Genomic DNA, 22,957 nt, shown 5'->3' with positions numbered 1-22,957 from the left:
GCCCATCGGTGGGACACCGATCGTTGACGACGCTTTGCCTGGCGGCAGCTTGCGAATCCGGAGTGGGACGTTGGGCGTTGGTCATGAGACACCTCGTTGACGGAAGTTGATTGCTTGCAGGACGTCTTGCGCGGTGGGGAGGTCGCCGCCGCGCAGGTCGCAGACGGTCCAGGCGACGCGGATTGCGCGGTCGGCGCCGCGGGCGGACATGCGGCCGTGGCGTAGCGCGTGTTCGACCGGAGCGAGGGCCTCCCGGGGGAGGCGGAAGCGTTGACGCAGGACGTGGCCGGGGACTTCGGCGTTGGTGACGAGTTGTAGTGCGGCCCAGCGTTTCGCGGCGGCTTCGCGGGCGGCCGTGACACGGGTGCGGACGGCTTCGCTGCTCTCGACTTCGTCGCCGCTGAAGGCGCCGGCGGCTTGGGCGTGCATTTGGACGGCGAGGTCTATGCGGTCCATCAAGGGGCCGGACAACTTTCCCAGATATCGCCGCCTGGCCAAAGGCGCACAGATACAGTCGATGTCGCGTGCGGGCGCGCACGGGCAGGGGTTCGCAGCGAGAACGAGCTGAAAGCGGGCCGGGTAGCGCGCCACTCCGTCGCGGCGGGCGATTCGTACTTCGCCCTCTTCCAATGGAGTTCGCAGGGCTTCGAGGACTTTGGTCGATATCTCCGCGCATTCGTCGAGGAACAGGACACCTCGGTGGGCGCAGCTGGCGGCGCCCGGACGGGCGGAGCCGGAACCGCCGCCGATCATGGCGGCAACCGAGGACGAATGGTGCGGGGCAACGAAAGGTGGGGCGGTGATGAGGGGGTGATCGTCGGAGAGGGTGCCGGCCACCGAGTGGATAGCGGTGACCTCCAGCGACTCTCGTTCCCGAAGCGGCGGCAGCAGGCTCGGGAGGCGTTGCGCCAGCATGGTTTTGCCGATGCCGGGTGGCCCGGTGAGCAGCAGGTGATGACCGCCGGCGGCGGCCACTTCGAGTGCCCAGCGGGCTTGGTCCTGGCCGACCACCTCGCTCAGATCCCCGATGGTCGGTGGTGCCGGAACCTCCATGGGCTCGGGCGGTTGCAGTTCCGTGCCGCCGCGCAACCAGTCCACCAGTTCGCCGAGCGTGGACGCACCCAGCACCTGGACGCCGTCCACCAGACCGGCCTCGGTCAGTGCCGCGGTCGGGACCACGACGGTGCTCCGACCGGCGGTGCGGGCGGCGAGTACGGCGGGCAGGATGCCACGCACGCGGCGAATCCGCCCATCCAAGGCCAGTTCGCCGAGCAGCACGGCATCGCTCAACCGGCGGCCCGGGATCACTCCCGCCGCATCCAATACCGCTGCGGCCAAAGCCAAGTCGTACACGCTGCCCACCTTGGGCAGGGTGGCCGGGGACAAGGCCAGGATCACCCGGCCGTCCGGCCACTTCTCGCCGGTGTTCGTCACCGCCGCCCGTACCCGGTCCCGCGATTCCTGCAAGGTGGTGTCCGGCCGCCCCACCAGGTGCACCGACGGCAGCCCCTGACCGATATCCGCCTCGATCTCGACCAGCTGCCCGTCCACCCCGTTGACGGCCACCGAGAACGCTCGCCCCAACGGCATCAGAACGCCCCCTGGAGATGTTTGATCTCGGGCTCCCCGACCGGCCGCACCAGCACCGACACCACATCGAACCGGATTCGCAGCCACGGTCCGTCCTGTTCGTTCAGCCACAGCACCGCCAACCGGCGGATGCGCTGCTGCTTGAGAAAGGTGACCGCCTCGGCGGGCTGCCCGAACCCCAGCCCGCTGCGCGTCTTCACCTCCACGAACACCGTCAGCCCGTCCCCGGACCGCGCGATCAGGTCGAGTTCCCCGTACCGGCAGCGCCAGTTGCGGGCCACGATCTCCATTCCGGCGTCACGCAGAAACGCGGCCGCCAGTTCCTCCCCGTGCGCTCCCAGCGCGAGATTGTGTGCCATGAAAGCCAGCATGGCCGGGCCCGCGAACGGACCCGGCCATGCCGACCTGGGAAAACAGAAAACCTGTGGATACCCGGAAGCTGTGGAATTACTCCGGAAGCCGCAGGTCAGGCTTCTCCAGCTCTTCGATATTCACATCTTTGAAGGTGATGACGCGAACGTGCTTCACGAAGCGCGCCGGCCGGTACATGTCCCAAACCCATGCATCGGACATGCGCACCTCGAAGTACACCTCGCCGTCGGCGTTCTGCGGTCGCAGCTCGACGGAATTGGCGAGGTAGAAGCGGCGCTCGGTCTCCACCACGTACGAGAACTGGCCGACGATGTCCTTGTACTCGCGGTACAGGGATAGTTCCATCTCGGTTTCGTATTTCTCGAGATCCTCGGCGCTCATCGGGTGGAACGTCCTCCTTATCGCCACACTGGGTGTAGTAGAGACATCATCCCGCATGCACGGTAGCGGTAGCCACCCGGCCGGTCTCCCGGACGTTTCGCCAGGACCGACGGTGCTCGGGGGTGATGCCCAACCTCTGGATGGCCTCGGTGTGCTCTGGGGTGTTGTAGCCCTTGTGGGCGGCGAATCCGTAGCCGGGGTACTGGGCGTCCAGTTCGACCATCATGCGGTCGCGGGTGACCTTGGCCAGCACACTGGCGGCGGCGATGCAGGCGGCGGCCGCGTCACCCCCGATGACCGGCAGCGATGGCACCGGAACGCCCGGCACCCGGAAGCCGTCGGTGAGGACATAGCCGGGCACCGGATCCAGGCTGGCGACCGCCCGCCGCATGCCTTCGATATTGGCCACGTGAATGCCGATGGCGTCGATCTCCCAGGCCGGGACGACGATCACCGACCAGGCCAGCGCCAGCCGTTTGATGACCGGGAACAGCTCTTCACGGGTCGATTCGGTGAGTTTCTTGGAGTCGTCGAGACCCGACAGCGAGGTGTACGCCTTGGGTGCGAGCAAACAAGCGGCCACCACCAGCGGCCCGGCCGACGGACCGCGCCCCGCCTCGTCCACGCCCGCCACCGGACCCAGCCCGCTGCGGATCAGCGCGGATTCGAGCGTGCGTAGCCCGCCCGCGCGCCGCATGACGACGCGCGGCGGCCAGTCACCGCGTTCGATCGGCTCGATCTTCTTGCCGCCCCGCTGTTTCGGGGTGCTCTTCGCCATCTTCCCCACCGGTCGATTATCCCGTAGGACTCAGTTCGTCTGTGGGTCCACCGACCGCACCGGTCCGATTCGTCCGGGTGGCCAGATCTTGAAGACGGCCTTGCCGCGGACATCGTCCACCGGAACCGTGCCCTGGAGTTCGTCTTTCATGTGGTAGCGCGAGTCGGCCGATTCGGCGCGATTGTCACCCATCACCCACAAATTGCCGTCCGGCACCGTGATCGGACCGAACGCCCGCCCGCCCGCATTGAACGGCACATCCGGCCGCGCGGGATCGAACGGATTGTTGTGCACCACGTACGGCTCGTCGAGTGGCTTGCCGTCCACCAGGATTCGGCCCTGGGCGTCACAGCATTCGACCTTCTGACCGCCGGTCGCGATGACGCGCTTGACGAGATCGTTCTCGTCCGGCGGCACCAGGCCGAAGAAGGAGAGACCGTTCTGGAGACCGCGCACCAGGGTGTTGGAGGAGCGGATCGACTTGTAGTGCTTGTTCCAGTCGTCGGTCGGGCCGACGAACACCACCACGTCACCCGGCTTCGGATCACCGAAGTAGTAGCTCAGTTTCTGCACGTAGATGCGGTCGCCGGTGCAGCCCGCGCAGCCGTGCAGGGTGGGCTCCATCGACTGCGAGGGAATCACGTACGGACGGCCGATGAATGTCACCAGCAGCGCCACGATGATCGCCGCGAAACCGACCAGCATGGGCAGTTCCTGCCAGAACGGTCGCTGCTTCTTCTTCGGCTTGGGGGCCGGTGCACGTCCGTCGCCGTCGGATCCCGACACCGCCACCGCCTCGCTCTCATCTGCCACCGGAACAGAGTAGCCCGGCACCGCGAACAATCATGCGGTGCCGGGCTACTCGGCGATCCTGGATGCTGGGCTAGCTCAGCGCTTTTCCTTGATCTTGGCGGCCTTGCCGCGCAGATCGCGCAGGTAGTACAGCTTGGCGCGACGCACGTCACCGCGGGTCACGACCTCGATCTTGTCGAGGTTGGGGCTGTGCACCGGGAAGGTGCGCTCCACGCCCACACCGAACGACACCTTGCGCACGGTGAAGGTCTCGCGCACGCCGCCGTTCTGGCGACGGATGACGACGCCCTTGAAGACCTGGACGCGCTCCTTGTTGCCTTCGATAACCTTCACGTGAACGTTCACGGTGTCACCCGGGCGGAAGTCCGGGACGTCGCTGCGCAGCGACTTTTCGTCGACGAAGTCGAGGGTGTTCATTTCCGTCCTTATGTGTTTTCGCGCGAACAGAGGAACCTGGCGGCTGGCCGTGAGGCGCTCGACCGGTTCATGCTCCGGATAATTGGGCGGTGCCCGGGCAGAGTTCACCCAGGGCAACCCGAATAGTGTGCCAGAACGCTCGACGCCGCTGGTAATCGGGGGTCTACGAGCGGGAGTTGGCTCGGGTGAGGGCGGCCGCGATATCGGAGACGAGGGGCGGGTAATCGGTTTTTCCGGTCACCACCTGGAGGAAGACCAGTCGGTTCTGCTCGGCGGTGGCGGCCTTCAGACAGTCTTGCAGTTCGCCGAACGTGGTCGCGCGCAAGGTCAGCACGGATTTGTCATCGCCGCCGAAGGCATGGGGCAGGAAGATCCAGCGCCAGGAAGCGATGTCGTTGTACGGGGCTTCCGGACCGTGAATCGCCCGTTCGATGGCGTAGCCGCTGTTGTCCACCAGAATGATGACGCCGGTCAGGCGCTCGCGGATCCAAGTGCCGAGCTCCTGGATGGTGAGCTGGGCCGCACCATCGCCGATCACCAGCACCGTGCGCCGGTCGCGGCAGGCCAGGCCCGCACCCAGCGCGGCGGGCAGCGCGTATCCGATGGAGCCCCACAGCGGCTGTCCGAGAAAGGTGATGCCGGTCGGCATACGCAGGGTGGCCAGGCCGAAGAACGCCGAACCCTGGTCCGCGACAACGAGATTGTTATTGCCCAGCGCGGCCGCGACGGCGGGCCAGAGCAAGGCTTGGCTCAGCGGGGTGTCGGGCGGCACGGTGACCGGACGGGCCTCGTCCTCGGCGTGGACGACCGGGCCGGGGGCGGCGAATTCGGCGGTGAGGGCGGTGAGGATGTCGAGGGCGGCGCGGATCGAGAGCGGGGCGAAGGCATCGACGCCGCCGATGACCGTGCGCTCCGGGCCGATATCGATGGTCCGCTTCGGATCGATGCGGTGACTGAAACCGGCGGTGATGCTGTCGGTGTACTGCACGCCGACGGTGACCAGCCGCTCCGCGTCCTCGACCGCGGCGCGCACGCTCTCGGGTGAGGCCGCGCCGGTGTAGACGCCGACGAAGTTCGGGGCGGATTCGTCGACGACGGTCTTGCCCCAGGCCAGAGTGGCGTGTGGGAGATCACGGACCAGGGCGCGGAGTTCGCCGGTCGCGCCGACACGGTCCACGAACACGTCCGCGAGTACCGCCACCTGCCGCCCGCTCAGGAATTCCCGCGCGGCCTGCGCGAACGCGACACGCGCCCCGGCACTGCTGAAGTCTGCGGGCGGGGCCAGCGGGGTGGCCGGCGGGGCGACCTCCAGCCGCGCGGTGTCGGTGGCCAGCATGAGGTAGCCCGGACGCCGGTGCACCCGAACCGAATTCAGCACCCGGTCGATCTCCTGGCAGGCGTCGGCCGCGCCCAGGTCGGCTTGCGCACAGGTGATCTCGGCGGCGATGCGGCGGAAGTGATGGAAGTCGCCGTCGCCGAGCGTGTGATGGATGACGCGATGGTTGGCCTGGATGTCCTTGGCCGGGACGCCGACGATGTGCACCACCGGCACGTGCTCGGCGTAACTGCCCGCGATGGCGTTGGCCGCGCTGAGCTCACCGACGCCGTAGGTGGTGACGACCGCGCCGATGCCGCGTAGCCGGGCGTAGCCGTCGGCGGCGTATCCGGCGTTCAGTTCGTTCGCGCTGCCGACCCATTCGATATTCGGATGAGCGACGATGTGGTCGAGGAACTGGAGGTTGAAATCGCCTGGCACGCCGAATATTTCGGTGACGCCGAGTTCATGGAGCCGATCGAGCAGGTAATCGCCGACGACATAGCTCATGGACCTACCTTGTCACCCCGGCCATGAGTCAGCAACCGATCAGCTACAGAACCGGGTGTCGGGAGTGGCGCCGGCGGGGCGGGCACCACGGTGCGCACCAATTCCTCTTCGGCCGCGCGCCGGACATGGATCACATCGGGTTTCCCGGCGAGCAGATCCTGCACGAAGATCTTGGCCCGGATCACCGGCCGCCGATACCGCCGTTCCCGCACGATCGCCCGCCGCATGAGGCCGCGCCGGGTGCCGTATCGCCAGCGTGCCCAGGGTGCGCCGGGTCGCGACAGCCGCAGCGCGCCGACCACCAGCAGCGGCAGGAAGAACATTCCGAACAGCCCGGTCCAGATCTTTCCCTTGGCGATGACGATGGCCGCCAGCACCAGGTTCACGAACGCGAACGCCACCACGACCACGCGCTCATAAGGGTTCGGGTCGCTGCGGAAGTCGTTGATATCCAACAGCCAGAGCGGATGAAAGCCCAGCAGCAACAATCCGGTCACCGCGACCGCGACGAAGACGGCGTCCACCGAGGTACGCCCCTGCTCCTCCCAGTACACATCGCGCAGGTAGTAGATGAGCGCGAACTCGTCGAGCACCAGCGCCGCGCCCAGCCCGAACGACGCGGCCAGCGCCCCGATCACCCCCACACTGCTGTCGTACAGGGTGATCAGACCGACTCCCGAACTGAGCACCAGGATCACCCCGAACACCATGTGGTGAATGTGCACATCCCCGGCCCGCACATTGCCGGGCCACCACCGCACTTGTTTCCGGATGAGCCGCACACTGATTCGAATCAGCAGAAACCCGACGATGAACCCGAGTAGCAGGCAGGCCAGCGGCAGGCGACCGTTCTCGATGATCACGTCTTCCCACCACCGCCGAAAACCCATGCTCCCGCCGTTCCCACGATCGACACCGCCACGAATCAGCTACCGAGCCACCACGCTACCTGCGCGCGCCCAACACCGGTTGAACCCGCACCGAGCTCCATCCTGCGCTCGAACCAACTCTCGTAACCGTCAGGACCAGCACCCGAACCCCCCGCCCAGGGCGTCCGCGCCGGGTGCGACATTTGCGGTCTGCACCGGCTGCCGATAGCGTCGAGTGCGTGACAACACCGGTGCACGCGGCAGTCCTCTTCTGACAACAGGTCTGACGTAGTTCCAGCCGCATCCCGCGGCTGTGTCCGAACCGCAGTCCTGTCGTGCCCGGTATCGGCCGGTACTTCTTTCGTTCTCGGATACTCCATCCTTGCGCGCCCTCGGCGCGAATCCAACGGCCGACCGTGCGTTCCCGGACGTCTTCGAGGAACGAGCTCCATGAACAACTCCGATTCGATTCACTGGACCGAGAACGGACGCCGATGCCATGCGCGCTGGCGTTCCGAGAACGGTTCACCACCGCCCGCCCGCATCGAGGTGGTCGACGATCGCCTCTCCGCCGCAGCGGCCCTCCGGCTCGCGAACAGCGGCACCGCGATGCTGTGGCGAGGCGACTTCCACAATGCGAGCCAGCTGTTGAAATCCCTGGCCACCCGCCTCGATTCGACACCTTCCGCCGACTTCACGGCTTATCGCAACCTGCGGTCCCGGCGCGCCCGAATACTGGGCATGCTCCTGGTGGAACTCGACGCGGGCCATCGACTGACCCTCCGCCGCGCACCCGATCTCACCACCGCCTGCCGTGAAGCGTACGGCGACGACACCGCAGCCGCAGTGGTATCGCTGCGCGAATTGCAAGGCGTGGCAGGGGCTTCCGAATGGCGGCGCAGAGGTGTCGAGGTGCCCGCGTTGCAGGCGCGGATCCACCCGCACTATGGCGTCTTCGCGCCCGTTCGTGGCGAATACGTGGACCTGGTCGCGCGCGCACCGCTGCCATCGGACCGGCTGGCCTTCGATATCGGTACCGGCACGGGGGTTCTCGCGGCGGTGCTCGCGCGGCGCGGGGTCCGGTCGATCGTGGCGACCGATGCCAGCGCTCGCGCACTGGCTTGTGCTCGAAGCAATTTGGGACGGCTCGGATATAGCGACCGCGTCGAGCTGGTCGAGACCGACCTCTATCCACCGGGCCGGGCGCCGCTCGTCGTCTGCAATCCGCCTTGGATACCCGGTAAGCCACGCACAACAATGGATTTCGCGATCTACGATCCGGGTAGCCGGATGCTGCGGGCATTCTTGGATCGGCTGGGCAAGCATCTCAGTGCTGATGGTGAAGGTTGGCTCGTGATTTCCGATCTGGCCGAGCATCTTGGGCTGCGCACTCGGCGAGAGCTGTTGTCGGCCTTTGATTCCGCGGGGCTTCGGGTTGTCGATCGGCTGGATACTCGGCCGCGGCACTCGCGTGTTCGGGACAGTCGCGATTCGCTTCATGCCGCTCGTGCTGCCGAAGTTACTTCCTTGTGGAGGCTTTCGGCTGATCGGTGACAGGCCGCCTATGGCGGAAACGAAATAGTGTGGCCACTTCGCCTACCGTCCCCGACGTTGGTCCCCCCGCCGACTGCCGTTACCTCGCCTCCCGGCGTCGTCGGGGCCGTTGTCACCTTCTCGAACAAGAGAAAACGAACAAGAAACAGACTCATCGGTCACTGGGAAATGGTTGCGGGGTTTCACGGCGTGTCGCCGCAACCAGTTCCCACTGACCGACGGGTCTGCTACCGAGCGCCCGAAATGTGCCGATTCTTCACGCTCGAAAAGTCGACAACGGCCCCGCCGACGCTGGAAGGCGAGGTAACGGCAGACGGCGGGGGGACCACAGTCGGGGACGGCACACGAAGTGGCCACACTAATTTCGTTTCCGCTGTGGCGGAGACCGTCACCGCTCCCCAAAGCGCTCACGGGGCAAATCCCAGCTGCGGGCCAACTCGAACCGTGGGCAAAGTCCAGCCAGGGCCGAAACCAGGAACTGGCTGAGGGCTTCACGGCGTGTCGCCGCAGCCAGTTCCCGGTTTCGCGGGCTACTTACCGAAACCGGCGCGGCGGAGGGCATCCGCCATGGAGCCGTTGGGGGCGGACTGGTTGCGGCGGTCCTGCTGGCGACCTCCCTGGCCACCTTGCCCGCCCTGACCACCCTGACGGTTGCCGCCCTGGCCACCGCCTTGGCGTCCACCACCCTGACCACCCTGACGCGGAGCTCCGCCGCCGCGCTGCTGGCCGCCGCGCGAACCACCCTGGCCGCGTTCGGGTTTGGTGGTGCCGGGCTCGTCGTCGAGGCGCAGGGAGAGGCCGATGCGCTGACGCTGGACGTCCACTTCGAGCACCTTGACCTTGACCACATCGCCGGATTTGACGACCTCGCGGGGGTCCTTGACGAAGTTGTGGGACATGGCGGAGACGTGGACGAGGCCGTCCTGGTGGACGCCGATGTCGACGAAGGCACCGAAGGCGGCGACGTTGGTGACGACGCCTTCGAGGACCATGCCGGGCTGGAGGTCGGCGACTTTCTCGATGCCCGCGGCGAATTCGGCGGTCTTGAATTCGGGGCGGGGGTCGCGGCCGGGCTTCTCGAGTTCGGAGATGATGTCGGTGACCGTGGGGACACCGAACTTCTCATCGGTGAAGTCGGCGGGCTTCAGGGAGCGCAGGACCGTGGTGTTGCCGATCAGTTCGGCGACACCGCGACCGCTGGCGTCCAGGATGCGGCGGACGACGGGGTAGGCCTCGGGGTGGACGGCGGAGCTGTCGAGCGGGTCGTCGCCTTCGCGGATGCGGAGGAAGCCGGCGCACTGTTCGAAAGCCTTGGGGCCCAGGCGCGGAACGTCCTTCAGGCCGCTGCGGCTGCGGAAGGGACCGTTCTGGTCGCGGTGCGCCACAATGCTTTCCGCGATGGAGTTGGAGACGCCGGAGACGCGGGACAGCAGCGGGACCGAGGCGGTGTTGACGTCGACGCCGACCGCGTTCACGGCGTCCTCGACGACCGCGCCCAGGGAGCGGGCGAGGAGGGTTTCGGAGATGTCGTGCTGGTACTGGCCGACGCCGATGGACTTGGGGTCGATCTTCACCAGCTCGGCCAGGGGGTCCTGGAGGCGGCGGGCGATGGAGACCGCGCCACGCAACGACACATCCATGTCGGGGAGTTCGGCGGAGGCGTAGGCCGAGGCCGAGTAGACCGAGGCGCCCGCTTCCGAGACCACGATCTTGGTGGGCTTGTTCTCGGGGATGCGGGAGATCAGTTCGGCGGCAAGGGCATCGGTTTCGCGGGAGGCGGTGCCGTTGCCGATGGCGATGAGCTCCACATTGAAGCGGGCGACGAGCGCACCCAGCACCGCCAGCGACTTCTCGGTCTGCCCCTGCGGCTTGTGCGGGTAGATGACCTCGGTGGCGACGGCCTTGCCGGTCGAGTCCACGACGGCGACCTTGACGCCCGTGCGGTAGCCCGGGTCCAGGCCCATGGTGGTGCGGGTGCCGGCCGGGGCGGCGAGCAGCAGGTCGCGCAGGTTGGCGGCGAAGACGTCGACGGCGTCGCGTTCGGCGGACTGGCGCAGGCGCATCCGGGTGTCGATGCCGAGGCTGACCTGAAGTTTGGTGCGCCAGGCCCAGCGGACGGTGTCGAGCAGCCAGGTGTCGGCGGGGCGGCCCTGATCGGCGATGCCGAACTTGTAGGCGATGCGGCCCTCGTAGATGGTGCGCGCGCCCTCTTCGGGCTCTTCGGTGTCGGCTTCGAGGTGCAGGGTCAGCACCTCTTCCTTCTCACCGCGCAGCAGCGCCAGGATGCGATGCGAGGGCAGCTTGACGAACGGCTCGGAGAAATCGAAGTAGTCCGAGAACTTCGCGCCCGCTTCTTCCTTGCCCGCGCGCACCGTCGAGGTGATCTGCCCGCGGTTCCACATCAGTTCACGCAATTCACCGACCAGGTCTGCGTCTTCGGCGAAACGCTCGACCAGGATGGCGCGCGCACCGTCGAGCTGTTCGGCGCTGTACTGCGCGGGATCGGTGTTCGGGTCCCCGATCAGCGCGTCGGCCACCGGCTCGTGCCCGGCCTCACGCGCGATCTGCGCCTTGGTGCGCCGCTTCGGCTTGTACGGCAGGTAGATGTCTTCCAAGCGGGCCTTGGTGTCGGCCAGCATGATCTGCGCGTGCAGTTCGGGGGTCAGCTTGCCCTGTCCCCGAACGGATTCGATGATCGACCCGCGCCGTTCGTCCATTTCGCGCAGATAATGCAGCCGCTCATCGAGCGTGCGTAGCTGCGCGTCGTCGAGCCCGCCGGTCACTTCCTTGCGGTAGCGGGCGATGAACGGCACGGTCGACCCGGCGTCCAACAATTCGACGGCGGCGCGCACCTGTCCCTCGCCCACGCTCAGCTCGTCGGCGATACGCCGGCTCACGCTTCCCAGGCGGACAGTGCTCTCGGCACCGGTGGTTTCTGCGTTGACGGTTTCGGAGGCTGTCGTCACGCCCGCAGACACTACCGGCGTGCCCCGACTGGATGGCGACGGACTCGGCCCTGGATTTTCCCGGGCACCGTCGGCGGAGGCTGTGCGCCCGGGAAATCGCGCCGGTGGACAGCCAATTCGCGCGTTCAGGGCTGGAGCATTTTCGCTGGGCAGTACGCCATGATGTCGATTTCGGTGGCCGTCATTCCGTTCACGCCCACATTGGTGCCGGGGTTGCGGCGATCGAAGGCGATCAATTGCGCCTTGCGGCCGGGCGCACGCTCGATCTCGACGCATGTCTTGTGGCCCAGGGATACCGAGGCGGCTTTGAATTCATCGCTTTGGTTCATGTCGTCCATGAGCAGGAAGCGGAGCTCGTCTTGGGGTGTGAAGGCTTGGGCTACAGCCTGACTGGGACCGGCGATCGCGACACTTACGGCGAATGCGACAAAGAGCTTTCGGAACACTTCCACGCCTGCCTTTCCTCGTCCGAACCGAACTCGAGCAGACCGCGGGGTGCGGCTGAGCGAGAACGATAGCGGGAGGATTACTCGGGGGGAAGTAGTTCGGGGCGGCGTTCTCTAGTGCGCTGAATGGACTGTTCACGGCGCCAGGCGTCCATTTTGGCGTGATTGCCGGAGAGAAGCACGTCGGGGACGTCCAGGCCGCGCCAGGAGGCCGGGCGGGTGTAGGAGGGGCCTTCCAGGAGGCCGTCGGAGAACGAATCCTGTTCGTGCGATTGCTGATTGCCGAGTACGCCGGGGATCAGGCGTACCACGGCTTCGGTCATGACGAGCACCGCTGCCTCGCCGCCGATCAGTACGTAATCGCCGATGCTGACCTCTTCGACGCGCACGCGGCGGGCGGCATCGTCGAACACGCGTTGGTCGATGCCCTCGTAGCGTCCGCACGCGAACACCAGATGCTTTTCGGCGGACCATCTTTCGGCGGTGCGCTGGGTGAACGGCACGCCCGCGGGGGTGGGGACGACGAGCAGGGCATCGTCGGGGCACACCTGGTCCAGGGCATCGCCCCAGATGGTGGGCTTCATGACCATGCCGGGCCCGCCGCCGTACGGCGAATCGTCCACGGCCTTGTGCACGTCGTGCGTCCAGTCGCGCAGATCGTGCACCCCGACCTCGAGAATGCCTTTGTCGATGGCCTTGCCCAGCAAGGCCGTTCGCATCGGCTCCAGGTATTCGGGGAAAATGGTGACGACGTCGATCCGCATCGCGTTCACTCCGGGTCCAGCAGACCTTCGGGCGGGTCGATGACGATCAGCCGATCGGCGATGGACACCGTGGGCACCATCGCATTCACGAAGGGCACCAGGATCTCTCGCCCGGCCGGCGGGAACGCCTCGGACGCCTTGATCGAAAGCAGTTCTCCCGCAGCGGAATGCAGGACTTCCTTGACGGTGCCGACCACGGTGCCGTCGCCGAGCTGCACGGTGAGCCCTTCGAGCTCGTGATCGTAGTACTCGTCCGGGTCCTCCGACGGCGGCAGATCCTGTGTATCGACGAGAAAGAGCAAGCCGCGCAACGCATCCGCGGCGGTCCGGTCCTCGATGCCGTCCAGACGCAGCAGAAGCCGGCCCGAGTGTTCCCGGGCCGACTCCACTACGTACTGCTGCGTCTGCTTCGCCTTCGGCAGCCGCCCGGAGAGGGCGGTGCCGGGCGCGAAACGCAGTTCCGGCTCGTCGGTGCGGACTTCTACGACGAGTTCGCCACGCACACCGTGCGATTTGGCGACCCGCCCGACGACCAGTTCCATTCGATTACTGGTCCGTGTCGACCACGTCGACGCGAATGCCCTTACCGCCGATCCCGGCGACCAGGGTGCGCAGTGCGGTCGCGGTACGTCCACCGCGGCCGATCACCTTGCCCAGATCCTCCGGGTGCACATGCACCTCGACGGTCCGGCCACGACGGCTGGTGATCAGCTCGACGTGAACGTCGTCGGGATTGGCGACGATGCCGCGCACCAGGTGCTCGACGGCATCGGCAACCACGGCGGTCATTACTCGGCGGCTTCGGTGGCGGCTTCGGCCTCGGCGGCCTCTTCCTTCTTGGCGGCCTTGGTCTTCTTCGGGGTGACGGCCTCGGCAACGGGCTCGTTGTCGGCGGCGGCCAGCGCGGCGTTGAACAGGTCCAGCTTGGACGGCTTGGGAGCCTTCACCTTGAGGGTGCCCTCGGCGCCCGGCAGGCCCTTGAACTTCTGCCAGTCGCCGGTGATCTCCAACAGCCGCTGCACGGCCTCGGTCGGCTGCGCGCCCACGCCCAGCCAGTACTGCGCACGCTCGGAGTTGACCTCGATCAGCGAGGGCTCTTCCTTGGGCTGGTACACGCCGATGGCCTCGATGGCACGGCCGTCACGACGGGTGCGGGCATCCGCCACGACGATGCGGTACTGGGGGTTGCGGATCTTGCCCAGACGGGTCAGCTTGATACGAACAGCCATGAGACTGCTTCCTTTCGAAGGTTGGTCACGTCGCAATTCAGCGACCCGCACGAGGCGGGCCCGGTTTTGCGTCAAGTGCTGTGACCGCCGCGCGGTACGTAACCGGAGACGGGCTGACACTGTCCTCGATGAGGACGGTCGTTCATTTTGCCAGATCGATGCCCGCGGCCGGAAATCGGCCCGTGGCATGCGTCAGCCCACCGGATTCGGGAGCCGATTCCGGTGGGCTGCGTCACTTACCGCTCAGTGCCCGCTGCCGGAAGTCAGGAACTTCACGATCAGGCCGGCCAGCACGGCGGTGAGCAAGCTTTCGACGGAACCCACAACGGTCTCCTCATCAGGTCAACGAAACAAACATGTGAAGCATGACTGATTCACTTGCCTGAGGAGGTGGAAACGAGGTTAGTCGGTGCGATAGCGCAGCAGCACCACACCCGAGCGGAACGTCTTGGCCTCGACCTGCCGCAGCGGCGGGACCTTGCTGCCCTCCTCGAACAGCCGCGCGCCGCCGCCGAGCACCACCGGGTAGACGAACAGCCGGTATTCGTCGACGAGCCCGGCGGCGATCAATTGATGCACCAGCTGGATGCTGCCCGTGGTCACGATGTCGCGGCCGGGCAGCTCCTTGAGTGCGGCCACCGCGTCCAGATCGCGCAGCACCACCGAGTTCACCCACCCCGGATCGCCCATGGTGCGCGATACCGCGTACTTGGTCATGCGATTCAGCTCGGCGGTGATGCCGGTGCGGTCGTTGGTCTGCGCGGGCCAATAGCTCCGGAACTGCTCGAATGTCACCCGGCCGTAGAGCACCGCGTCGCAGCGCGCCGTGTGTTTCATCAACTCCGCCAGCACATCCGACTGATCCACCGCGTCGTCGCCGACGGTGAACCAGCCCTCGCTCGCGTCGATCACGCCGTCGAGCGTGATGTTCTGAGTGACAACCAGATCGCGCATGATCATCCTTTCGCTCGGAGAAATATGCCTCCCCGGAAAGGACTTCCCGAGCCGGCCCGATTCATCGGCCGCCTCAGCGATGACCGGTGACGGGGTCACGCCGGTCGTAGACGCGGCCGCGCAGCACCACCCAGGCCGGACTGGCGATCGCGGCCAGGTCGACGCGCGGATCCTGCTGGTAGACCACGAAATCCGCGCGAGCGCCGTGCTCGATGTTCGGGCGGCCGAGCCAGGAGCGGGCGTTCCAGGCCGATGCGCCGAGGGCGTCGTGCGCCGAGAGCCCGGCACCGGCCAGCGCGGCGATCTCGTCGGCGATCCGGCCGTGCGGAATGGAGCCGCCCGCATCGGTTCCGGTGTAGATCTGGATGCCCGCCGCGTGCGCCTTGGCCACGGTCTCGCGGGAGCGGCGGTGCAGGTCGCGCATGTGGGCGGCGTAGATGGGGAATTTGCCTGCGCTGTCGGCGATTTCGGGGAAGGTGTCGATATTGATTAAGGTCGGGACCAGGGCGGTGCCGTTGCGCGCCATCATCTCGATGGTGTCGTCGGTGAGCCCGGTGCCGTGCTCGATGCAGTCGATGCCCGCGCCGAGCAGCCCGTAGAGCGCGTCCTCGCCGAAGACGTGCGCGGTGACCCGCGCGCCTTCCCGGTGCGCCGCGTCGATGGCCTCCTTGAGAATCGCGTCCGACCACAGCGGCGCGAGGTCTCCGGCCGACCGGTCGATCCAATCGCCGACGATCTTGACCCAGCCGTCGCCGCGCCGCGCCTGCTCGGCCACGATCTCCGGCAGGTCGCGCTCGTCGTCCAGCTCGATGCCGAGCTCGCGGATGTACCGGCGCGGGCGCGCGATGTGCCGGCCCGCGCGAATGATCTCGGGCAGGTCCTCGCGGTCGTCGATGAACCGGGTGTCGATGGGCGATCCGGCGTCGCGCAGCAGCAGCGCCCCCGCATCGCGCTCCACCTCCGCCTGCGCGACGGCCCCGTCCCGATCCTCGTCTCCCCCACCGTATTTGATGCCGACGTGGCAGTGCGCGTCCACCAATCCCGGCACGATCCACCCCGCGGCGTGCACGGTCTCCGCATCCGCGATGGGCTCGAACGAGATCAACCCGTCGTGCACCCACAGATCCCGCACTTCGTCCCCGGGCAACACCACTCCGCGAAAATGCAGACGCATATCCGGCCTCCTCGCCACGTACGCCGTCACCGCGTTCCCCCACCAAGCTACTGCCCCCGGCGCGGCAAGATCAGCGCGACAGCGCATATTCCGGTTCCGGAAAACCGCTGGCGTGGAGCGATACTGTGAATCCTTGTGCCGGTACCCGGGTCCCTCCGCAATCACGCCTACACGACCATCAAGCAGCGCATCGTCGGCGTCGAACTGCGTCCCGGCCAGCGCCTGGTGGAACGCGATCTCGCGGCCGAGCTGGAGGTTTCCCGCATCCCGTTACGCGAAGCGCTCCGCATGCTGGCCGCCGAACGCCTGGTGCTGCTGGTGCCCGGCAAGGGCGCGCTGGTCGCCCCCTTCACCCCCACCGACGTCCGCGATCTGTTCGACGTCCGCGAAGCCCTGGAACCCCTGGCCGCCCGGCTGGCGGCCGCCAAAGCCGGACCCGAAACCCTGCCGCTGTTGCGAACCGCCCTGGAAGCCGCCCGCGCGGCCACCGCCTCCGGCGATCTGCGACGCATCGCCACCGCCAATGCCGCGTTCCACGCCGCCATCGTCGAGCTGGCCGGCAATCCGCTGCTCAGCGCTCAGATGCGCCCACTGGACGCACTGACCGAATGGCTGTTCCACCTCACCAATGCTCGTGATGCCGCCGAGCAACGCTCCGAACACGAGACCATGTACGAACTGATCGCCACCGGCCGATCCGAAGACGCCGCCGCGAGCGCCTTCGCCCACGTCACCGCCGGCCGCGAAATCAGCATCGCCCTGGCCGAATCCTGGTCCACCCCCGATTTCGACCCGGAGACCATCGCCAAGGGCAGGCGGCGCCGCCGCCCCAACCCGGCCTGAATCACACCGCGACAGCACCGAAAGCTGTTCTCATCCAACGGACTCGAGGTGCGACGACACGAATTCGTCTGCGGCCCAGCCTATCCGCTGTTCGAGGGAAACTCACCAGGCGATGCCCGCGGCCGTGTTCTCGATGGGCAGCGGGTTTCACCGCCGGCACCGGACGACAGGCGAGTAGCTCGCGTTCCGAGCGTCGGCGTCATCACCTGGAATCGGGGCGCGCCACCCGATCAATCCGGCAGCGGAGTGGTGCGGGAAATGTGCCGCAGGGTTTCCGCACCGGCGCGGTCGATCTCGCTCTGCTGCCGCTGATTTCGCGCGGCGGTGCGGGCGCGGGCGGCCGCGCTGCGGTCGAGGCGGGCGGCGCCGGCTGCGGTGGAGCGGGCCGAATCCTTCGATTCCGGTGAGCCCTGTTCGAACGCCGGCGTGCTGCGATCCTCCGGACCGGCACCTCGATCGAGGGAACGCTCCCACACGTCCAGCTGTTCCTCGCGATCGTCGGCATCGTCTTCCCGCTGATCGGCGAGCTGTTCGCGGCTGTCAGCGGCCACTTCCCGCCGATCGGCAAGCTGCTCACGGCTGTCGGCGGCCACTTCCCGCCGGTCGGCCACCTGCTCGCGGGCGGCGGCGGAGGTCTCGCGCACTTCGAAATCTATCTCCCGCTCATCGGCCGCCGCCTCCCGGCGATCGGCGAATTGTTCCCGGGAGTCGGTGAAGGCTTCGCGTCGGTCGACGGATCGTTCGCGGGCGGCGGCGTCGGCGTCACGGCGGTCGGCGGAGTGTTCGCGAGTGTCGGCGGCGGTCTCACGGCGGGTCAGCGCCACCTCGCGCCGCCGCAGCTCCTCGATCCGCTGCTCGAGAGGCGCCGGGGCACCCTCGCTCTGATCGTCCGACCGCGCCGCATCCACAACCCCATGATTGCACTCCGCGCCGCCGCGTGCGGGATCCGTTCCGGGGCGGCGGCGGAGGCATCGTCCGAGGACCGTGAGGTCGGTCCGTGCCCGGCGGCTCGGCGAACGGCCCGGCGGCGACACCGGATGAACAGCGGGTCCGCGCCGCAGCGCGGTCGGTGGCGGCCTACCGGGTGATGCGCACGGGATGGCGGAGCCGACCAGGAAGTCGGCGTGCCGCTCGCCCCGCGAAGGGGATGGTCGTCTACACCCCGTTGCGCCCACACAGCGATGGGAATCCGCTTGGCCCGCAATGAATCAGGGGCGCCTCACCACGTGAGCCGCCCCTGATACCGCGAAATCCGTTACTGCTTGGGGAACTTCAGCTTCGAGAGGTCGAAACCTTCCAGCCCCGGCGGCAGTTCGTTGAGGCCCGCGGGCAGGTTGGAGATGTCGGGCATACCGGCGGGCATCCCACCGGGCAGGCCGGGCATTCCCGGGAAACCACCGCGCAGCTTCGGCTGGGTCGGACCGCGTCCGCCCTTCTTGCCCTTCTTGCCTTTGCCCTTGCCCTTGTTGGCGCGCGCGCCCGGCATGCCGAACTGGCGGCTCATCATGCCCATCATCTTCTTGGCCTCGAAGAAGCGGTCCACCAGCTGGTTGACGTCGGAGACGCTGACGCCGGAACCATTGGCGATGCGCAGGCGGCGAGACGCGTTGATGATCTTCGGGTTGTCGCGCTCGGCCGGGGTCATACCGCGAATGATGGCCTGTACCCGGTCCAGCTGCTTGTCGTCGACCTGGGCGAGCACGTCCTTCATCTGCCCCGCGCCCGGCAGCATGCCGAGCAGGTTGCCGATCGGGCCCATCTTGCGGATGGCCAGCATCTGCTCGAGGAAGTCCTCCAGGGTCAGCTCACCGGAGCCGATCTTGCGGGCGGCCTCCTCGGCCTGCTTGGCGTCGTAGACCTGTTCGGCCTGCTCGATCAGGGTGAGCAGGTCGCCCATGCCCAGGATGCGCGAGGCCATACGGTCGGGGTGGAAGACGTCGAAGTCCTCCAGCTTCTCGCCGGTGGAGGCGAAAAGGATGGGCTGGCCGGTGATCTCACGCACCGACAGCGCGGCACCACCGCGGGCGTCGCCGTCGAGCTTGGTGAGCACGACACCGGTGAAGCCGACGCCGTCGCGGAAGGCTTCGGCGGTGGAGACCGCGTCCTGGCCGATCATGGCGTCGAGGACGAACAGGGTCTCGTCGGGGTTGACGGCATCGCGGATGCCCGCGGCCTGCGCCATCAGTTCGGCGTCGATGCCGAGGCGGCCGGCGGTGTCGACGATGACCACGTCGTACTGCTTCTGCTTGGCCTCTTCGATACCCGAGCGCGCCACGTCGACCGGATCGGAAGCGGTGATGCCGAGCGGATTGTCGCCGCCGCCGATGGAAGTGCCGGGGTGCGGGGCGAATACGGGCACGCCCGCGCGCTCACCGACCACCTGGAGCTGGGTGACCGCGCCGGGCCGCTGGAGGTCGCAGGCGACGAGCAAGGGCGTATGCCCTTGCCCCTTCAGCCATTTGGCGAGCTTGCCCGCGAGGGTGGTCTTACCGGCACCCTGGAGACCGGCCAGCATGATGACGGTCGGCGGGTTCTTGGCGTACCGCAGACGCCGGGTCTCGCCACCGAGAATCGTGACCAGTTCGTCGTTGACGATCTTGACGACCTGCTGCGCCGGATTCAGCGCCTGGGAGACCTCGGCGCCCTTGGCACGTTCCTTGACGCGGGCGATGAAGCTGCGCACCACCGGCAGCGCCACGTCGGCTTCGAGCAGGGCGAGCCGGATCTCACGGGCGGTGGCATCGATATCCGCCGGTGACAGGCGTCCCTTGCCGCGCAGATCCTTGAGGGCACCGGCCAACCGGTCGGAAAGGGATTCGAACACCGATGCTCCTGTATCTCGAGGGACGTCACTCGAGATACCAGGGTAGTGGGCCGCGCGAGCCGATGGGACGCCGACCACCGTCACCAGCGGCTCGGCGCGCTCATTCCAGGCGGGGACCGGGCCGCGGGGCCGGGCGGCGGAGATCGTGTTGCTCGGTCTGCACCATCCACACGGCTTCCCGTCCGGTGAGCCCGAGTTCGAGGGCCAGGCCGTCCAATACGGCCCATTCGATGTCGGTCGGCGGCGCGCCCGCGACGTTCGATGCGATGGTCATGGCGGTCACCGCCTGCTGCCCGGAAAGGGTGCGGCCGGGCAGCCAGGACACCACCCAGCGGTCGCCGCCGACGCAGCGGGCGATGTGCTGGGTCAGATCGCTCGTCATCATGGACGCGGATACGACTTCGATTGCCACCGACTGCTCCCCTCGTGCTCGCGACAACTCAGGTGTTTTTTCAGGCCGTGCAGGCCCAAACGCGAATACTAGGGTGTGACTCCGATCACTCGACCGGTATTTCAGCAAATTGCTCGCAACGATCGGATTAACTGGCAAACGTGCGGTTTGCCAGCCAATCCAGCATCATGGCGACCATTCAGAAAACCGAGGTCTATCCGTTTTCGGTGTCCGATTCGGGCGTTTTCTTCGGTTGTTGCGGAGGCACCACCGCCAACACCGCCGCCGCGATTTCCGCTCGCCTTTCCGGCGTGTCGGCGGCCCCGAGATCGAGGCAGAAAGTGTCCATGACGGCCGTGCCGAGCGTGACCACTTTCGCCCAGCACACATTCGCGCCGGATTCGGCGAGCGCGGCGGCCAGCCGGGACAGCAATCCGATCCGGTCCTCGGCGCGCAATTCCAGCAAAACCCGGCCGGGTTCGGTGGTTTCGGACCAGATCACCCGCGGCTGGGCCTGCGCGAACGGGCTGGGCTGGGTGCCGCCCTGTTCGCGTTCCTTGCGCGCCAGCACCGAAACCAGATCCAGATCGCCATTGATGGCCCGGATCAATTCCTGGCGCAACAGCCCCGGATCGGGCGGATTTCCGAAACGCGGCGCGACCACGAAGGTGTCGATGGCGGATTCGCCCACGCTCGCCAGATCCGCCGAGAGCACGCGCAGCGAATGCAGCGCCAGCACGCCGGCCGCATCGGAGAGCAGACCCGGATTGTCCGGCGCGACAATGGTGACCACGTGGTTGTAGCGCCCCTCCCCCGGTTTCAACTCCACGTGCACGCCACCGTTTTCCGCGCGCTTGCGCAAATCCTCCGGAATCGGTTCGGGTTCGGGCAATTCGTCGCCCGCCATGGTGATCCGGCAGCGCCGCACCAGATCTCCGATGAGCGAGGCCTTCCAATCGTTCCAGACACCGGGCCCGGTGGCGAGGGAATCGGCTTCGGCGAGCGCGTGCAGCAGTTCGAGCAATTGCGGATCGCCGTCGAGGGCCTCCACCACCATTTTCACGGTGTCGTTATCGGCGATATCGCGGCGCGTCGCGGTGTCGGGCAGCAGCAGGTGCTGGCGGACCATCATCGACAGGGTCCGCACATCCGAGGGCCAGAGCCCGAGCCGTTTGCCGATGGAGACGGCCAGCTCCGCCCCGACCACACTGTGATCCTCGGTGCGCCCCTTGCCGATATCGTGCAGCAGCGCGCCCAGCAGCAGCAGATCCGGGCGCGAAACCCGGGTGGACAGGGCGCTGGCCTGCGCCACGGTCTCCATGAGATGGCGATCCACGGTCCAGGTGTGCATCGCGTCGCGCGGCGGAAGATCGCGCACCACACCCCATTCCGGGAACAGCCGCCCCCACAGCCCCGTACGGTCCAGCGCTTCGATGGCGTCGATGGTGCCGCGGCCCGCGCCCAGCAGGACCAGCAGGTCGTTGAGGGCGTCCTTGGGCCACGGCTCGCGTAGCTCGGGCGCGTCCTCGGAGAGCCGGTTCAAAGTCGTTGCCGACATGGGCAATCCGGTCTGCGCCGAGGCCGCGGCCACCCGCAGGATCAGCCCCGGGTCGCGCTGCGGGCGGGCATCCCGTGCGAGCACCACTTCACCGGCGTGCTCGACCACCCCCTCATCGAGTGGTCGGCGTACCGGCATGCGGCGCAAGCGCGCGAGCCCGCGCCGCGGCAGCGCGTTGGCGGCGGTCCGCAGACCGACGTCGGTGGAGTAGCTGACCGTGCGCGCCGCGTCGCTGAGCGTGCGCGCCAGGTCGAACCGATCTCCGAGGCGCAGGGCGGCACCGATCTCGTCGGCGTCCTGTGCCCGCAACTGGTCCCGGGCCCGGCCCGCGACCCGATGCGATTCGGTGCGCACATCCAGCAGGCGGCGATGCGCCAGTTTCAGCCCGCCGCCGGGCACATCCGGACCGAGCCCCGGCATGGCGTCGGTCAGTTGTGCGATGGCGAGGGCATCCAACAGCTGGATGTCGCGCAGTCCGCCGCGCCCGTTCTTGAGATCGGGTTCGGCGCGGTGCGCGACGTCTCCGCTACGCCGCCACCGGGTTTCGGTCTGGGCGATCAGGGCGTCGAAGCGGGAGCGGATCCCGGTGCGCCAATCCCGCCGAACCCCGCTGATCAGCAGATTGCTGAGTCCTTCGTCGCCCACGATGTGCCGGGCTTCGAGCATGCCCAGCGCGGCGGTCAGATCGTCCGCGGCGACGCGCAGCGCCTGTGGCACCGTGCGCACACTGTGGTCGAGCTTGATGTGGGCGTCCCACAGCGGATACCAGAGCTGATCGGCGACCTCGGCGACCCGTTTCGGATCGACGTCGTCGTAGAGCAGCACCAGATCCAGATCGGAGTAGGGCAGCATTTCCCGGCGGCCCAGACCGCCGACCGCCACGATGGCCAGGCCGCTGTCGGCGGTGATGCCGACCTCGTGCCCCTTGGTGGTGAGCCACAATTCGTAGAGATCCACCATGGCCTGTCGTAAGGCTTCGGTATCCAGGCGCGCGCCGCGCCCGTTCCCGCCGATGCCACCCGCCTCTTCGAGCAGTTGGTTGCGGGCCCGGACCAGGTCCGAAGCTCCGTTGGAGACTTTCGCGCCGTTTGCGACATTGTCATCGCGCGCCTGCTGGAAACCCACAACCCACCTCTGCCTTCGATGTGCACTTATCGGTGAATCGAAAGCGGCCCCCTCCCAACCGGTCCTGACGTGTCCGGCGGGAGC

General features: G+C 67.4%; 22 protein-coding genes. 2 read left to right on the top strand and 20 right to left on the bottom strand.

What is annotated here, in order from left to right:
- Positions 1-81 precede the first annotated feature (81 nt).
- From NI1_RS29970 to NI1_RS29935, 8 genes are all read right to left on the bottom strand, one after another.
- Positions 82-1,590 (bottom strand): YifB family Mg chelatase-like AAA ATPase, encoded by a 1,509-nt coding sequence (locus tag NI1_RS29970; protein WP_067827307.1) that lies wholly within the window; start codon positions 1,588-1,590, stop codon positions 82-84.
- The gene (locus tag NI1_RS29965; protein ID WP_067827806.1) at positions 1,590-1,949 is read right to left on the bottom strand and encodes a YraN family protein; all 360 of its coding nucleotides are present in this window, start codon (positions 1,947-1,949) and stop codon (positions 1,590-1,592) included. The genes NI1_RS29970 and NI1_RS29965 overlap by 1 nt, the downstream gene beginning before the upstream one ends.
- A gap of 88 nt (positions 1,950-2,037) precedes the next feature.
- On the bottom strand, positions 2,038-2,343 hold the full coding sequence (locus NI1_RS29960) for a DUF2469 domain-containing protein (RefSeq protein WP_011210678.1): 306 nt from the start codon (positions 2,341-2,343) through the stop codon (positions 2,038-2,040).
- A 46-nt stretch (positions 2,344-2,389) separates the two neighbouring features.
- A complete protein-coding gene (locus NI1_RS29955) occupies positions 2,390-3,121 on the bottom strand; it encodes a ribonuclease HII (protein WP_084524022.1) in 732 nt (243 codons plus the stop codon).
- A gap of 30 nt (positions 3,122-3,151) precedes the next feature.
- Positions 3,152-3,934 carry a signal peptidase I gene (lepB, locus tag NI1_RS29950; RefSeq protein WP_067827799.1) on the bottom strand — a complete coding sequence of 261 codons (783 nt, stop codon included), beginning with the start codon at positions 3,932-3,934 and terminating at the stop codon, positions 3,152-3,154.
- 75 nt (positions 3,935-4,009) lie between these two features.
- Positions 4,010-4,351 (bottom strand): 50S ribosomal protein L19, encoded by a 342-nt coding sequence (gene rplS / locus NI1_RS29945; RefSeq protein ID WP_067827304.1) that lies wholly within the window; start codon positions 4,349-4,351, stop codon positions 4,010-4,012.
- Between the two features lie 163 nt (positions 4,352-4,514).
- The gene (locus NI1_RS29940) at positions 4,515-6,176 is read right to left on the bottom strand and encodes an alpha-keto acid decarboxylase family protein (RefSeq protein WP_067827301.1); all 1,662 of its coding nucleotides are present in this window, start codon (positions 6,174-6,176) and stop codon (positions 4,515-4,517) included.
- Complete coding sequence (locus NI1_RS29935) at positions 6,173-7,066, bottom strand: hypothetical protein (RefSeq protein WP_067827298.1); 894 nt, start codon at positions 7,064-7,066, stop codon at positions 6,173-6,175. Before NI1_RS29935 ends, NI1_RS29940 begins: the two co-directional genes overlap by 4 nt.
- A gap of 429 nt (positions 7,067-7,495) precedes the next feature.
- On the opposite strand from NI1_RS29935, the gene NI1_RS29930 reads away from it, so the two are divergent.
- Positions 7,496-8,599 carry a methyltransferase gene (locus NI1_RS29930; protein ID WP_067827295.1) on the top strand — a complete coding sequence of 368 codons (1,104 nt, stop codon included), beginning with the start codon at positions 7,496-7,498 and terminating at the stop codon, positions 8,597-8,599.
- A gap of 530 nt (positions 8,600-9,129) precedes the next feature.
- Here NI1_RS29930 and NI1_RS29925 read toward each other — a convergent pair.
- The 8 genes from NI1_RS29925 to NI1_RS29890 all read right to left on the bottom strand — a co-directional run bounded on the left by NI1_RS29925 (position 9,130) and on the right by NI1_RS29890 (position 16,132).
- Complete coding sequence (locus NI1_RS29925) at positions 9,130-11,565, bottom strand: Tex family protein (RefSeq protein WP_084523924.1); 2,436 nt, start codon at positions 11,563-11,565, stop codon at positions 9,130-9,132.
- Between the two features lie 125 nt (positions 11,566-11,690).
- Positions 11,691-12,017: a hypothetical protein gene (locus NI1_RS29920; RefSeq protein ID WP_067827294.1), complete on the bottom strand. Its 327-nt coding sequence runs from the start codon at positions 12,015-12,017 to the stop codon at positions 11,691-11,693.
- A gap of 74 nt (positions 12,018-12,091) precedes the next feature.
- Entirely contained in the window at positions 12,092-12,775 is a 684-nt protein-coding gene (trmD, locus tag NI1_RS29915) for a tRNA (guanosine(37)-N1)-methyltransferase TrmD (protein ID WP_067827794.1), read from the bottom strand.
- 5 nt (positions 12,776-12,780) lie between these two features.
- Complete coding sequence (gene rimM / locus NI1_RS29910; protein ID WP_067827292.1) at positions 12,781-13,317, bottom strand: ribosome maturation factor RimM; 537 nt, start codon at positions 13,315-13,317, stop codon at positions 12,781-12,783.
- Between the two features lie 4 nt (positions 13,318-13,321).
- The gene (locus NI1_RS29905; protein WP_067827290.1) at positions 13,322-13,564 is read right to left on the bottom strand and encodes an RNA-binding protein; all 243 of its coding nucleotides are present in this window, start codon (positions 13,562-13,564) and stop codon (positions 13,322-13,324) included.
- Positions 13,564-14,004 carry a 30S ribosomal protein S16 gene (gene rpsP / locus NI1_RS29900; RefSeq protein ID WP_067827288.1) on the bottom strand — a complete coding sequence of 147 codons (441 nt, stop codon included), beginning with the start codon at positions 14,002-14,004 and terminating at the stop codon, positions 13,564-13,566. The genes NI1_RS29905 and rpsP overlap by 1 nt, the downstream gene beginning before the upstream one ends.
- 402 nt (positions 14,005-14,406) lie before the next feature.
- Positions 14,407-14,958: a dihydrofolate reductase family protein gene (locus NI1_RS29895; protein WP_067827792.1), complete on the bottom strand. Its 552-nt coding sequence runs from the start codon at positions 14,956-14,958 to the stop codon at positions 14,407-14,409.
- A gap of 73 nt (positions 14,959-15,031) precedes the next feature.
- Complete coding sequence (locus NI1_RS29890) at positions 15,032-16,132, bottom strand: amidohydrolase family protein (RefSeq protein WP_067827285.1); 1,101 nt, start codon at positions 16,130-16,132, stop codon at positions 15,032-15,034.
- A gap of 135 nt (positions 16,133-16,267) precedes the next feature.
- On the opposite strand from NI1_RS29890, the gene NI1_RS29885 reads away from it, so the two are divergent.
- Positions 16,268-16,975: a GntR family transcriptional regulator gene (locus NI1_RS29885; protein WP_157535403.1), complete on the top strand. Its 708-nt coding sequence runs from the start codon at positions 16,268-16,270 to the stop codon at positions 16,973-16,975.
- A 230-nt stretch (positions 16,976-17,205) separates the two neighbouring features.
- Here the strand turns inward: NI1_RS29885 and NI1_RS29880 are convergent, their stop codons facing one another.
- The 4 genes from NI1_RS29880 to NI1_RS29865 form a co-directional block, all read right to left on the bottom strand.
- Positions 17,206-17,883 (bottom strand): hypothetical protein, encoded by a 678-nt coding sequence (locus NI1_RS29880; RefSeq protein ID WP_067827278.1) that lies wholly within the window; start codon positions 17,881-17,883, stop codon positions 17,206-17,208.
- Positions 17,884-18,230: 347 nt separating this feature from the next.
- Positions 18,231-19,799, bottom strand: a complete 1,569-nt coding sequence (ffh, locus tag NI1_RS29875) for a signal recognition particle protein (protein WP_067827275.1) — start codon at positions 19,797-19,799, stop codon at positions 18,231-18,233.
- Between the two features lie 100 nt (positions 19,800-19,899).
- Positions 19,900-20,211: a hypothetical protein gene (locus NI1_RS29870; protein WP_245663465.1), complete on the bottom strand. Its 312-nt coding sequence runs from the start codon at positions 20,209-20,211 to the stop codon at positions 19,900-19,902.
- A gap of 193 nt (positions 20,212-20,404) precedes the next feature.
- On the bottom strand, positions 20,405-22,873 hold the full coding sequence (locus NI1_RS29865) for a [protein-PII] uridylyltransferase (RefSeq protein WP_067827262.1): 2,469 nt from the start codon (positions 22,871-22,873) through the stop codon (positions 20,405-20,407).
- Between the last annotated feature and the right edge of the window lie 84 nt (positions 22,874-22,957).

It is taken from the genome of Nocardia inohanensis NBRC 100128 (genome assembly GCF_001612945.1).
In the GTDB taxonomy this organism is placed as follows: Bacteria; Actinomycetota; Actinomycetes; order Mycobacteriales; family Mycobacteriaceae; genus Nocardia; species Nocardia inohanensis.
This window is presented reverse-complemented; position numbering and strand designations above follow the sequence as displayed.